General features: G+C 43.5%; 11 protein-coding genes and 3 tRNA genes. 6 read left to right on the forward strand and 8 right to left on the reverse strand.

Annotation, left to right across the window (positions count from 1 at the left end; translation table 11 throughout):
• Positions 1 to 198 precede the first annotated feature (198 nt).
• Together JKP82_RS16595 and gltX are read right to left on the reverse strand one after the other, a co-directional pair.
• Positions 199 to 274: transfer RNA gene (locus JKP82_RS16595), tRNA-Ala, on the reverse strand.
• An 85-nt stretch (positions 275 to 359) separates the two neighbouring features.
• A complete protein-coding gene (gene gltX / locus JKP82_RS16600) occupies positions 360 to 1,769 on the reverse strand; it encodes a glutamate--tRNA ligase (protein ID WP_218397887.1) in 1,410 nt (469 codons plus the stop codon).
• A gap of 313 nt (positions 1,770 to 2,082) precedes the next feature.
• Here gltX and JKP82_RS16605 point away from each other — a divergent pair.
• The 3 genes from JKP82_RS16605 to JKP82_RS16615 all read left to right on the forward strand — a co-directional run bounded on the left by JKP82_RS16605 (position 2,083) and on the right by JKP82_RS16615 (position 4,513).
• Positions 2,083 to 2,158, forward strand: a tRNA-Val gene (locus tag JKP82_RS16605).
• A 110-nt stretch (positions 2,159 to 2,268) separates the two neighbouring features.
• Positions 2,269 to 2,344, forward strand: a tRNA-Val gene (locus JKP82_RS16610).
• 543 nt (positions 2,345 to 2,887) lie between these two features.
• On the forward strand, positions 2,888 to 4,513 hold the full coding sequence (locus JKP82_RS16615) for a response regulator (protein ID WP_218397889.1): 1,626 nt from the start codon (positions 2,888 to 2,890) through the stop codon (positions 4,511 to 4,513).
• Here JKP82_RS16615 and JKP82_RS16620 read toward each other — a convergent pair.
• A complete protein-coding gene (locus tag JKP82_RS16620; RefSeq protein ID WP_218397891.1) occupies positions 4,501 to 5,028 on the reverse strand; it encodes a GNAT family N-acetyltransferase in 528 nt (175 codons plus the stop codon). The two genes, JKP82_RS16615 and JKP82_RS16620, sit on opposite strands and share 13 nt — an antisense overlap.
• An 81-nt stretch (positions 5,029 to 5,109) precedes the next feature.
• Complete coding sequence (gene moaA, locus JKP82_RS16625; protein WP_218397893.1) at positions 5,110 to 6,078, reverse strand: GTP 3',8-cyclase MoaA; 969 nt, start codon at positions 6,076 to 6,078, stop codon at positions 5,110 to 5,112.
• Positions 6,079 to 6,378: 300 nt separating this feature from the next.
• Between moaA and JKP82_RS16630 the strand changes: the two genes are divergently transcribed.
• The 3 genes from JKP82_RS16630 (at position 6,379) to JKP82_RS16640 (ending at position 9,992) form a co-directional block, all read left to right on the forward strand.
• On the forward strand, positions 6,379 to 8,181 hold the full coding sequence (locus JKP82_RS16630) for an ABCB family ABC transporter ATP-binding protein/permease (protein ID WP_159531327.1): 1,803 nt from the start codon (positions 6,379 to 6,381) through the stop codon (positions 8,179 to 8,181).
• Between the two features lie 174 nt (positions 8,182 to 8,355).
• Positions 8,356 to 8,571: a DUF3820 family protein gene (locus JKP82_RS16635; RefSeq protein ID WP_013784808.1), complete on the forward strand. Its 216-nt coding sequence runs from the start codon at positions 8,356 to 8,358 to the stop codon at positions 8,569 to 8,571.
• Between the two features lie 218 nt (positions 8,572 to 8,789).
• A complete protein-coding gene (locus JKP82_RS16640) occupies positions 8,790 to 9,992 on the forward strand; it encodes an MFS transporter (protein WP_159531329.1) in 1,203 nt (400 codons plus the stop codon).
• A gap of 95 nt (positions 9,993 to 10,087) precedes the next feature.
• Here JKP82_RS16640 and JKP82_RS16645 read toward each other — a convergent pair whose 3' ends face one another.
• The 4 genes from JKP82_RS16645 to JKP82_RS16660 form a co-directional block, all read right to left on the reverse strand.
• Entirely contained in the window at positions 10,088 to 11,431 is a 1,344-nt protein-coding gene (locus tag JKP82_RS16645; protein WP_159531331.1) for a class II 3-deoxy-7-phosphoheptulonate synthase, read from the reverse strand.
• Positions 11,432 to 11,516: 85 nt separating this feature from the next.
• Positions 11,517 to 12,290, reverse strand: coding sequence for an ATP-binding cassette domain-containing protein (locus tag JKP82_RS16650; RefSeq protein WP_159531333.1), 774 nt, complete (start codon positions 12,288 to 12,290; stop codon positions 11,517 to 11,519).
• Positions 12,287 to 13,255: a FecCD family ABC transporter permease gene (locus tag JKP82_RS16655; protein ID WP_201299259.1), complete on the reverse strand. Its 969-nt coding sequence runs from the start codon at positions 13,253 to 13,255 to the stop codon at positions 12,287 to 12,289. Before JKP82_RS16655 ends, JKP82_RS16650 begins: the two co-directional genes overlap by 4 nt.
• A 2-nt stretch (positions 13,256 to 13,257) precedes the next feature.
• Positions 13,258 to 13,725, reverse strand: coding sequence for a low molecular weight protein-tyrosine-phosphatase (locus JKP82_RS16660; protein WP_159531335.1), 468 nt, complete (start codon positions 13,723 to 13,725; stop codon positions 13,258 to 13,260).
• Between the last annotated feature and the right edge of the window lie 93 nt (positions 13,726 to 13,818).

Raw genomic sequence — 13,818 nt, forward strand, 5'->3', positions numbered from 1 at the left:
TTCTTACAGAAGTACTAAATTTTTGTCACTGGTAATTTCAAAGATTACCGGCCTAACTTAACTCAAAAGCAACGCTTTTGAGATTTTTTGTAAGGTGAAGCGAGCTCTGCGAGCTGAGCGACATTATCCTTACAAAAGAATTTATGCCCGAAGGTAAAACCTTCAGCCTAAACCACAATATAAAACTGTAGTTAGATTTGGTGGAGCCAGGCGGGATCGAACCGCCGACCTCCTGCATGCCATGCAGGCGCTCTCCCAGCTGAGCTATGGCCCCGTTGTGTCATAGTCACTATTGTGTGACTGTTCCGTGACAGCGGGGCGCATTCTAGGCATCCACCCCATTTATGTCAACGGTTTTTTTATGAATTTTCTCTGTTTGCTATAAAAGTAAGCGCTTTGTCGATTCTCTCGCCAACTTTCTCTTTTGACAGCAAATTAAGGGTTACATCTAAAGACGGAGAATTGCCACTTCCGGTGGTAGCAACACGCAATGGCATCCCTACTTTACCCATACCCACTTCTAATTCTTCAGCTGTTGCATTAATAGCAGCATGAATATTTTCCGGCTCCCACGCTTCAATAGCCATCAACTTCTCTTTAACTAGCTCTAGTGGCCCTCGTGCTACTGGGCGTAAATGCTTTTTGGCAGCATTGGCATCAAATTCTTCATAATCTTGATAAAAGTAAGTAGAGATCTCAGCAAGTTCTTTTAACGTTTTTACTCTGTCAGCTTGAATGGCAATAACAGACTCGAGTGCTGGCCCCGCAGTTAAATCAACTTCTAACCCATCAAAGTGCCATTTTAAGTGTGTGGCAACTTCACTGGCTGGTAAGCTTTTAATGTAGTGCTGGTTCAACCAAATCAATTTTTCAGTATTAAATGCAGAAGCCGACTGACCAATTGCGTCTAAACTGAATAACTCAATCATTTCATCAAGAGTAAATATCTCTTGGTCACCATGTGACCACCCTAGCCTAACTAAATAATTCAGTACCGCTTGAGGTAAGAAGCCATCATCACGGTATTGCATAACACTTACTGCGCCATGACGTTTCGACAACTTTTTACCGTCATCACCTAAAATCATAGATACGTGAGCATATTCAGGTACAGGCGCACCTAATGCTTGCAGAATATTAATTTGACGGGGCGTGTTATTGATATGGTCTTCACCACGCACAACGTGTGTGATGCCCATATCCCAATCATCTACTACAACGCAGAAATTGTAAGTTGGCGTGCCGTCGGTGCGCTGAATGATTAAGTCATCCAATTCACTATTGTTAATTTCGATTTTACCGCGTACGTGGTCGGTAATAACAACCGTGCCTTCTAATGGCGTTTTAAAACGGATGACAAAAGGTTCGCCTTCGGGGTGATCTGTACGGTCACGCCATGTGCCCGGGTAACGAGGTTTTTCCCCACGTTCTTTCTGCGCTTCACGAATCGCATCCAGCTCTGCTGCACTCATAAAGCACTTATACGCTTTACCTTCGTCTAACAATTGTTGAATAAGCTCTTTATATCTGTCGAAACGATCAGTTTGAAAGATAGGACCGGTGTCCCAAGTCAAACCTAGCCATTGCATGCCATCTAAAATTGCTTGCTTCGCTTCTTCCGTAGAACGTTCAATGTCTGTATCTTCAATACGAAGTACAAATTCGCCGCCATTGTTTTTAGCAAGTAGCCAAGAATATAAAGCGGTGCGTGCGCCACCAACGTGAAGGTAGCCAGTAGGGCTTGGTGCAAATCGTGTTACAACCGACATGATAAAAACTCTCTATCTTTATTAGATTGTGAAATTGCGCGCATTCTACCAGTCTCCGCTTCACGACAAAAGCAGCACGATGCATTTGCTTGGCATATAGCTACCAATAGAAACTTATATTTATGCTTTAATGAAGTCTTGTTTGATAGCATGGCGTCGCATCACGCTTACAATTTCATCAATTCAGATAAAAAAAGGGCAAAATGTTCACTTTTCAGGCATACAGTCATTTTTCTTTCATTTTATTATTGACAGTATGAGAACCGACTCTATAATACCGCCCCACTTGCTTAGGCAAGATAATAAACAAGATGGACGCTTAGCTCAGTTGGGAGAGCATCGCCCTTACAAGGCGAGGGTCACTGGTTCAAGCCCAGTAGCGTCCACCACTTTTTTTGAAAGTGTATGGCAAGTGCCACTGGTTCAATAACTTCGTTACGATAACTTCGTTACGAACCATAGCAGTCGTCACCAATTTTGTTTATTAGAAAAAGTATTCGGACGCTTAGCTCAGTTGGGAGAGCATCGCCCTTACAAGGCGAGGGTCACTGGTTCAAGCCCAGTAGCGTCCACCATCTTTCTTATTTTCATACAATAAAATATCACTGGTTCAACAACTTCGTTGCGAACCACAGCAGTCGTCCACCACTCTCTTTATCTTTATAAAATCAAAAATCACTGGTTCAATAACTTCGTTACGAGCCACAGCAGACGTCCACCACTCTCTTTATCTTTATAAAATCAAAAACCACTGGTTCAATAACTTCGTTACGAGCCACAGCAGACGTCCACCATCTTTCTTATCTTTATAAAATCAAAAATCACTGGTTCAATAACTTCGTTACGAGCCACAGCAGCGCCCACCATCTCTCTTTATCTTTATACAATCAAAAATCACTGGTTCAACAACTTCGTTACGATAACTTCGTTAGGAACCACAGCAGACGTCCACCACTCTTTCAAAAGAAAACTTACTTCCCCCTGCCCTCTACCTGTTTTTCATGCCATGCATCGCAATCTTAAAGACCCTATTTAACGATGGTGATAGGTTAATTAATCAACTAAACTCTGATTAGGTTGTTTACACAAGTAAGCATTGACGCATATACGAGGTTGTAATGAACCTACAGTTGGCTAGACAAACCCGTTTATTAATAGCGGAAGATCAGGCTTTGGCAAAAAGTCATATAAAATATGCTTTGGAGCAGCTTGGCTTCCAACATATTGATTATGTAGATCGTGCCGCGTATGCCCTTACCTCACTTCGCACCCGGCAGTACGATGTTATCGTTTGCGCTTATGACTTAAGGCACGAACAAGGCGGCTACAATTTATTCGAGCAACTGAAAACTGAAAAAATTATTCCTCTTACTACCGGCTTCATTTTTACCAGTGCCGACACTGCTATAGATGTGGTCCATGCCATCATCGAACTGCAACCCGATGAATTCTTAGCAAAACCATTTTCCGTCAACGAACTAGATAAACGACTTAGTAAAGTCGTCACTCATAAAAAGGTGTTTCATGATGTATATCGTTACATGGATGACCAGAATCCCGAGCAAGCACTTAAAGAATTAGAGTTTATTTTAGTTGAACCTAAAAATGCTGAGCACTTCCCATTAGCACTTAAAACTAAGGGCGACTTATTGTTATTGAATAGCCAGTTTGAAAACGCGAAGCTTTTTTACCAATCAATCATCAATATTCAAAATTTTACGTGGGCAAAGCTCGGCCTCGTTCAATGCTATATCCACCTAGATGAGTTTGATGATGCAGAAAAAGATCTTATTAAGCTAGCGCTGCAACCAGAAAGTATGCTGAGTGCATACGATTTATTGGCCGAGTTGCAAATTAAGCTAGAAGCCTATGATGAAGCACTAGAATGTGTAAATGTAGCCAGTGACATTTCACCTCGAAATGTCATGCGCCATATTACTGCGGTGCAACTCGCGAGGCTAACCCACGACTATGAAGGGCAATTTAATAGCGCTAAAAAAGTGGTTCGTTTCGGTAAAAACTCGGTACACGATACCCCAGAGATGTACTTGTCTGTTGCTAGGGCGGGTATTGATTTTGCGATGACGGCAGAAACCTCACAAACAAACAAAATTATTAAACAATCCAATGAATATCTACGCCAATTGAAAAGCGCCTACCCAAAGGTGAATCTCGATCATCAGCTCCACGTTATTAGCGCCCGTATTCACTATCTAAAAGATGAAAATGATAAAGCAAAAGATCTGCTCGACGCCCTAGATACTGATAACCTAGAAGACCAATCTGTCGAAACGTTATTAGACTCGGCAAAAGCCTTCCACGACTTGGGGTTAAGAGGAAGCGCCCTCAAATTACTCGACAAGGCGACGTTACGACAAAAAGAGCTGGATGCGCCAAATAGTTTACTCAGCCGTTATATTAATCAAGAAGTAGAGGAGAAAACGGCAATATCAATCAGCCCTAAAAACCTTAATGACGTGGCCGTCGTGCAATATAAGCGTGGCGAATTAATGAAATCTTACCAAACCTTTGAGCAAGCATTCAGGGTTATGCCCCGCAACCCTGCCATTGCGTTAAACCTACTTCAAGCGTCAGCAATGCGGCGTTCCCGTGAAGGAAAAGCAGAAGCCAGTATGAATGCGGTAATGAAGAAGTGCCGCTTTACGCTGGAAAGTGCTTCTTTATCTGAAGAACAAAGCCAACGCTATGAAACGGTTAAAGGGCTGTTAGATCAAGTAGTGTAAACCACTACCTTTTCTTGGTAGAGGTTATCTTTATATTCAACTTCGTGACTAAAACTCATGCCTAGTTTTTCCATCACTTTGATGGAATTTAGATTTTCAGGTTTTGCCATAGCACAAAATTTGTCGATACCAATTTGATACAGGGCGTCTTTCACTTGTATCGCAGCCTCAGTGGCATATCCCCGCCCCCAGCTAGCTTGTTTGAAACGCCAACCAAGTTCAATATTATCAATCTCAGGTTCTTTTGTGAAAAAGCCAAAAGGTCGAACTAAAACCCAACCGATATCCTCTTCACTCTCTTTTTCTTGCACTCGCCATAACCCCCAACCTAGAGCAGGGTTTGAATACGCTTGAAAGCGTGGTACGAACGTGTTGGTAATATCTTCACGAGATGTTTTTTTACCACCACTTATAAATCGCATTACATCTTCGTCTTGGTCAAGCTCCCAAAGGAACTCAACATCAGCATCGGTGATATAATGGAAAGACAGACGCGCACTATCTTCAATAAACATAGACTTCCCTTTCTTATCGTTATTTTTACGAGCCACTTTATACTAGTGCTTTCGTATTTTTTGGCGCAACAAACGTAACTGTTAGCCGCCTAACATGGCTAAATGCTTCGTTGCCCCTGTGTTGCCTTCATGTAAAAAATGCGTCGCATGCTTTTCACCTAAACACTCGACTAAGAACTGTTGTAGCCCTACTACATCTTGGTCAGCTAATAGATGTCGCATATCAATGCCGTGCTCACTAAATAGGCACAAATGTAATTTACCATTTGCCGCAACGCGAAGTCGATTACAGCTTTTACAAAAATCTTTGCTGTACGGCATTATGAGGCCAATTCTACCCGCATAATCAGGGTGATAAAATTCCTGCGCCGGCCCGGCATCTTTGCGCCTAACCATGGGTTGCCATCCAGCATCTATAAGCGTTTGCTTAAGTGGTGTTCCACCTTGATGCTGCGCTTTGAAAAATTTAGTGGTATCGCCGGTTTCCATCAATTCAATAAACCGCAATGTGACAGGCATGGTTTTCAGCCAATCAAGGAAGCGATTCAACCTAGCATCAGAAAAGTCATTTAACAGCACCGAATTTACTTTTACATCAAGACCGGCCTCAACCGCAGCATCGAGCCCAGCTAAAACCTGCTTCAATTTATCTTGCCCAGTTATTGCGGCAAACTGCCTGGGATCTAAGCTATCAATACTGACATTCACTTGGTGTAAACCCGCCTGCTTCCAAGCGGCAGCATATTCAGCCATACGGCCACCATGGGTGGTCATGGCCACGCGCTTAATACCAGGTGTATTTGCCGTTGCGCTTAAAATATCAAGAAAGTCGCGGCGAAGTGTTGGCTCGCCGCCTGTAAGCCGGACTTTTGTTGTACCCAACCCTGAAAACGCGCTCAATAGCGTGTTGATTTCGCTTAAGGAAAGAAAATGCTCACTAGAAGGACCTTGATAACCGTCAGGCAAACAATACTGACAGCGAAAATTACACGCCTCCGTTACTGATAAACGCAAATAATGGAATTGTCGTCCAAAGCTATCTTCTAACAAATTTTCTCCCTTAAGGGCTACGTGAAACAAATAGTGTGGTTAAATAGACTATGATGTCTTTGAGCCAGTTTACGCGGCTGCAAATAAGAATGAAATGCTCGATAACGCATAAATTAGAACGTTTTATCGTACCGTTGCCTTATTTATCTTAAATAAATATAACGGTTCACCGTAGACGATTTAGTTTAGAGTTCGTTAATCTACCATAATTCACCTTTGTACAGAGGCTTTCCTTCCTGCCTTCCGCTAGCGTCATCGTTTTACAACGTCACAAATATGCAGTGAGAACATAATTACACCATGCGAAAAAATCGATTCCCGCTAAACGAGAATGAGCCTATCAAATGGCAAGTGCTCAAACAGTTATGGCCTTATCTTCTTGAGTTCAAAGGTCGGGTAGCATTAGCGCTACTGTGCTTAGTCGCTGCCAAACTTGCCAGCATTGGTCTACCCTATGTACTCAAATACACGGTAGATAGTTTAAATGGTGATGTGGAAGCATTGGCCATTGCCGTGCCTATCAGCTTAATTATTGCGTATGGCGCACTTAGGCTCACCAATGTTTTACTTGGCGAAGTAAGAGATACTCTGTTCGGGCGTGTTACCGAACGTGCTATGCGCCGGCTAGGTTTAAAGGTATTTAATCATCTGCACAATCTAGATTTAGGTTTCCATTTAAACCGCAGAACGGGCGGCTTATCCAGAGATATAGAACGTGGCACAAACGGCGTAAGTTTCTTAATGCGGTTTATGGTGTTCAATATTGTGCCTACCCTTTTAGAGATTGGCTTAGTCGTGGTATTGCTATTGATTCAGTTTGGCTGGTCGTTTGCGATGATCATTGTGGTCAGTGTCATCAGCTATGTCATGTTTTCGATGAAAGCCACCGATTGGCGCACGCGATTTGTGCAGCAAATGAATGAAGCCGACTCCACCACCAACTCACGCGCGGTAGACAGCTTACTTAACTTTGAAACCGTAAAGTATTTCAACAATGAGCGCTTCGAAGCAAATCGATACGATACAGATTTAGCTGGCTGGGAAAAAGCCAGGCGTAAAAATCGGTTATCACTGTTTGCCTTAAATGGCGGACAGGCCAGCATTATTGCCCTAGCAATGACAGCCATGATGGCGAATGCAGCTTATGGCGTAATGGAAGGCGAGATGACCATTGGTGATTTCGTGCTAATTAACGCCTTCACCATGCAAATATTTATGCCCCTCAATTTCTTGGGCTTTGTGTATCGGGAAATCCGTGGCTCGCTAGCGAACATTCAAAACTTGTTTTCCCTGCTATCCCAAAAACCTGCAATTGAAGATAAACCCAATGCTACCCACCTCTCAGCAAAACAGGCCAACATACGTTTTACTAACGTTCAATTTCACTATCAGCAAGCACGGCCTATTTTAAAAGGAATCAGCTTCGAGGTGCCATCAGGCGCTAAGATTGCTGTGGTTGGCGAAAGTGGTGCGGGAAAATCCACCATCATGAAGTTGCTGTTTCGTTTTTACGACCCCACCGAGGGTGGCATTTTCATAAACGGGCAGGATATTCGCGAACTTAGCCAACACAGTTTACGAAGCCATATCGGTATTGTTCCACAAGATACCGTGTTGTTTAATACATCCTTGGTAGAAAATATCCGTTACGGCAACCCTGATGCTAGCGACGAAGAAGTTACTCATGCTATTAAGCTTGCGCATTTAACCCAATTTGTTGAAAGCTTGCCAGACGGACTAGACACAACAGTAGGCGAACGTGGGCTAAAACTCTCTGGCGGCGAAAAACAGCGAGTTGCCATCGCTCGTGCGCTATTAAAAGGTGCGCCAATAATGATATTCGATGAAGCGACCTCTTCGTTAGACAGTCAATCAGAGCAAGCGATATTAGGCGCGCTGCGAGACGCCGCAAGAGGTCACACTAGCTTGGTTATTGCGCATAGACTGTCTACTATCGTCGATGCCGATACCATCTTAGTGTTAAGCAAGGGCATGATTGCCGAACATGGCACCCACGAGACTCTTTTAGCACAACAAGGTATATACAATCGGCTGTGGGCTACTCAGCAGCGAGATTCAAATCATGAAAGTATGGGCCAGTGAAGACTAAAGAAGTGATGCGGCTTGAGGCTCTTACCGAATGTACCCATTCAGCATATTCGACATTTATATTCAAACCGTGAACACAAGTGCATATACCTGCTCATCGCAGACGAGAATATTGACACCTTGTAAGCACTCTAACAACCTAACGACATTAAAGTAATTTTGAGCAATATGGATCCAGAAGCAATAAAAAGTGCAATCAACCAAACCATGCCATTCGGAAAGTATGCAGGACGGCGCCTGTTTCACCTACCAGAACCTTATTTAGTTTGGTTTAACAAACAAGGTTTTCCCGAAGGAAAGCTGGGGCAGCAACTCGCGCTCATGTACGAAATTAAACTAAATGGATTAGAGTCAGTTGTTGAGCCACTCCTTAATGACGACTAAGTTCGGTTCACTATTTTATTTTTAATGGTGCATAACAAGTAAGCGCTTAACCCACTCTATTATCCTACTACGAGTTTTTATGCGCTGTGAATGACACACCTCAAAAGATAACTTATGCAAAACCGGGATTAATTAAACACAAATCCATCATTTCTGTAATAAATAAAAACACCATAAAATACCTCCATTAACAGCTCACACAACATGTAGATATTATTATGGATACCAAATCATCCCCCTCTCTCACAACAGGTAAATTGTTGCTCATGTCGAGCGCGGTAGCGGCTACCGTTGCTAATCTATATTACAATCAACCTATATTGCCGCAAATAGGCAAAGATCTGGGGCTAAGTACCCACCAGCTCGGTGCTATTCCGTCTGCTGGCCAGATTGGATATGCTGTGGCCTTGTTATTTCTATCTCCTTTGGGCGACACCGTATCCCGTAAAACGATAATTGGTTTACTGTCTCTTTTACTTGTTATCGCTTCACTCGTGGCATTTTCAACAACTAGCTTATTTATGCTCGTTGCCGCCTGTTTCACAATTGGTCTTGGGACCAATATTACGCAACAAATTATTCCATTCGCGGCGTCCTTAAGTACCCCAGAGAATAAAGGGAAAGTTATCGGTACTATCATGACAGGGCTAACCGTGGGCATATTATTGTCTAGAACCGTAAGTGGGTTTGTAGGAGAGTTCTTTAATTGGCGCGCGGTGTTTCTCATGTCAGCACTACTAGCTACATGTTTTGGCATCTTGCTCCATTTATACTTACCTGCGAATAAACCCGCCAGCACAATGCCTTATCCCAAGTTAGTATTAAGTATGATTTCGCTAATAAAACAACATGCTGCGCTTCGTCAGTCTGCGTTAACCGGAAGCTTGTGGTTCGCTGCGTTTAACGCCTTGTGGGCTACCTTAGCTTTACATGTTCATGAGTCTCCTTTTAACTACAATGCGCAACAAGCGGGGCTTTTTGGTGTAGTGGCATTGGCAGGTATTGTGGGTGCAAAAGTATCGGGGAGCTTGGTAAACAAAGTGGGTGTTCGCAATATGATAAATATAGCGTTGGGGCTTATCTTTCTTGGGTTTACTATTTCAGGTTTGTTCGGTGAAAACTTATGGGGGTTAATTGTAGGTATAGTTCTTATCGATCTGGGGATATTCAGTGCCCAAGTGTCCAACCAAGTTCGCGTATTTTCAATCGACCTTTCAGCGCAAAGTCGAATAAATGGTATTTACATGCTGGGGTACTATCTCGGTGGTGCACTAGGCTCTTATACTGGCCTCATTGCATTTAACACATTTTCTTGGTTCGGTGTGGTTGTGGTTAGCCTAGCATTTGTTAGTAGTGCGTTATTCGTTAATAATTTGAATCGCTTGTGCATAAAGAATCTTCATTCTCATACTAGCGTTTAGTGCTGTGCACGTAGGTGATGATTTAATCTAAAGGTCAGACAAAAAAAGGGTAAGTCGACATGCGATTTACCCTTTTCACTCTGTTTTGCTAACGCTTATGCGTTGCGCAAATGGTCTGCAACTAAGAATGCCATTTCAAGTACTTGATCGGCGTTTAGTCTAGGATCGCATTGAGTTTTGTACGCTTGTGCTAAGTCTTCATCACTAATTTCATACGCACCGCCAGTGCACTCGGTCACGTGTTGGCCTGTCATTTCAAGGTGAATACCACCAGCATGCGTGCCTTCATCGTTATGTGCTTGGAAGAACTGTTTAATTTCACGCAAAATGGCATCAAAATTACGAGTTTTATAACCGCTTGATGCAGAGAACGTATTTCCGTGCATGGGGTCTGAACTCCATACTACGTGTCTACCTTCTGCTTTAACGCGACGTAATAAACGCGGCAAGTTATCAGCTAGGTTATCAGCCCCCATACGGGTAATTAACGTCAGCCTACCAGGGTCGTTATTCGGGTTTAGTGCATCAATCAAACGAATAAGTTCATCTTCTTCCATGCTAGGCCCAACTTTCACACCAATAGGGTTGTGAATACCACGGAAGAACTCAATGTGAGCATGGTCTAGCTGACGGGTACGCTCACCAATCCAAATCATATGCGCAGAACAATCGTAAGGCTTGCCAGTTAGTGTATCAATTCGTGTTAGGGCTTGTTCATAGTTAAGCAGCAATGCTTCATGCGACGTAAACAACGAGGTTTCATGTAAAGTTGGGCTAGATTGCGAATTAATGCCAATCACGTCCATGAACGACAATGTATCTTGAATACGCACAGCCATATCGTGGTAGCGTTCTTTTAGCGGGTTGTTTTCAACGAAAGCCATATTCCAACGGTTTACTTCGTGAAGGTCGGCCAAACCACCTTGAGAAAAAGCGCGAAGTAAATTAAGCGTCGATGCACTGCGGTGGTACGCCTCAATCAAACGGTTCGGATCTGGGCGGCGAGCGGCTTCGTTAAACTCGAAACTATTAATAATATCGCCGCGGTAGCTTGGCAGTGTAACACCATCGCGGGTTTCAAAATTTGATGAACGAGGCTTAGCATATTGACCCGCCATACGAGCCACTTTGGTGACTGGGCAACGGCCTGCAAAGGTTAAAACAATAGCCATCTGAAGCAATACTTTAAACGTATCGCGAATTTTTGGCGCATTAAATTCGTCGAACGATTCGGCGCAGTCACCGCCTTGAAGCAGAAAACCTTTACCTAAACTAACCTCACCAAGTTGACGGCGAAGATCACGGGCTTCAGCGGCAAAAACCAGCGGAGGATATGTACTTAGCGTGTGCTCTACTTGTTTAAGTTGTGCCGCATCATCGTACTCTGGTTGTTGAAGGATAGGTTTTTGCCTCCAACTGTCTACTTGCCAATTACTCAAGGGGTTCTCCTGATTTAAATGTTTTTTACGTTTAGGCAAACGTTAATCTCATTGTGTGTGAGCGCTTATCTGTATGCGCGCTACTTTACCACATTTGATCTAATACAATAGGTGCGCAAACTTGAATATCTAGAAAGTCGTCGCGCTTATTCACTGCAAAATGACAATCAAAGGTATGTTCTAGGTTTTTGACTGACAATACCGACTCGGGCAAACCGAAACTTACGCTCGTACCGAGTTTCATTAGCAGTACTGTATTACTATAGTTTGCGCTTAATAAAATGTCATGACTGCTTAGCACTAAGGTATTCCCTTTATTGCATAAGGTTTGAAACAGCGCCATCAGCGCATATTGGTGTCGAATATCCACCCCTTGCAAGGGTTCATCTAATAGCAAAATCGCTTCGCCCCGCTTAATGGCAGGCCAAACTTGCAGTAATGTGCGGCAAATTTCAACACGCTGGCGCTCCCCACCTGAAAGTCTATTTAAGGGCGTAGGAAAAAAACCGGTTACTTCCAGTGTGGCTTCTAGCAAATTGGGAAGTTCAAACACGGTTTCACTTGAAAAAAACGAAAGGTATTCTTTTACAGAGACCGCAAACACAGCTTCACTTTGCTGTGCCAATAAGGTTCTAAATGTCGACAATACACTTAAAGGCCATTGATGTAGGGGTTGTTCTAGCAGCAAAGCCTCGCCATGTTCAGCGGCTAATACGCCAGCCATTATCGATAACAGGGTAGATTTTCCTGCACCATTCGGGCCTAAAATATGTACGCAATCGCCTTGATTGATATCAAGGGTAATATTAGTTAAACGCTTTTTCACATAAATATCGCGCAATGAAATAACTGGGTTCATCGAAGCTGCCCCTTCATTAATGCCCAAATGAGTAAGGGGCCGCCTAAGGTGGCAGTGATCATAGATACAGGCAGGGTTATCGCACGAGTAAGTTCAGACATGAGCACCACAATAAGTAATAAACTGGCGCCACATAACGCGCTTGCGGGTAACAGTATTCTATTGTCATGGCCAAGAATAAGCCGAAGAATGTGCGGCACTAACAGCCCAACAAAGGCAATAGCCCCCGCAATAGACACCGCCGCTCCTACCCCTACGGCGGTAGCAATAAGGCTACGTTCGGTAAGTTGTTGCACATGCACGCCGCTGCTTAACGCGGCTAAATCACCAGCATACAGACGATTGAATTTGGCAGATTGACGTATTTGATACCACAAACTCCCTATAATAAGTGGGCCACTTACCCACAAAATAGGCCACGTGGTTTGATACACACTTCCCATCAGCCAAAATGTTAGGTTACGCAAGGATTGGGCATCACTAAACATGTACATCCAAGCAATAACAGCCCCACTCAAGGTAGAGATAGCAATGCCAGATAAAATAACAGCAACCGCTGAACCCAGAAGTTTTCTTGCAAGGCGATAGATAACAAACGTTGTTATTAATGCACCAATGAAGCAGCCTAGAGGCAATATATAATGGAGATAAGGCTGTGCCCACAAAGGGGTGAGTAATAACAGGGTTGCAGCCACTAAGCTGGCGCCGCTAGTGATACCGATAATACCTGGGTCTGCCAGCGGATTGCGTAATACTATTTGAAGGGTAGCACCACTGACTGCCAATACACTACCGACTAAAACGGCGGTAATGATAAGCGGAATTTGAAGCTGTAGTGTGATGTGTTGTTTTAATGCCGTGGGTGAATCGGTTAGCCATACCGTGGCTAACACGCCAACGGTGAGCAGGAAGGTAACACCACAAAGTAGGAAGGTAGCAGCCCTTCCCTTTAACACAGTGTGCATATCTAGCTCTGTTGAATATGTGCGATTAGCCCGTCAGAGGCCTCTTCAATTAAATCTAACACTAATTCAAAGCCCCGTTTTCCGCCATAATAAGGGTCGGGAACTTCCTTATCTTCACTGTCAGCGAAGTCTAAGAACAAGTGAATTTTTTCGTGGTGTTCCGGCGCGGACATTTCACGTAGATTGTCTAGGTTGCTATTATCCATTGCCAGAATGTAGTCGTACTTTTCGAAGTCTTTTTCATCTACCCGCCTACACTTTAAGCCTTTGAAGCTATAACCACGCTCCACGCCAACCGCTTGCGAGCGTTTATCTGGTTGTTTGCCAATGTGATACCCATGGGTTCCTGCAGAGTCTATGTCTAGTTTTAAGCCAGCTCGAGCAGCCTTAGCAAGAAACACAGCTTCGGCCGTAGGTGAACGGCAAATGTTACCCAAGCAAACGAATAACACCGATGTGTTCTGACCCATATAAAAATTCCTTTAAAACCAATAACGGCACTAAGCTAAACTTTATGTTAACTTTCACGTAAATAACGCCGTTTAAAAAAATTGTGGAGCAGT

The organism is Alteromonas lipotrueae, from assembly GCF_019249215.1.
GTDB lineage: Bacteria > Pseudomonadota > Gammaproteobacteria > Enterobacterales > Alteromonadaceae > Alteromonas > Alteromonas lipotrueae.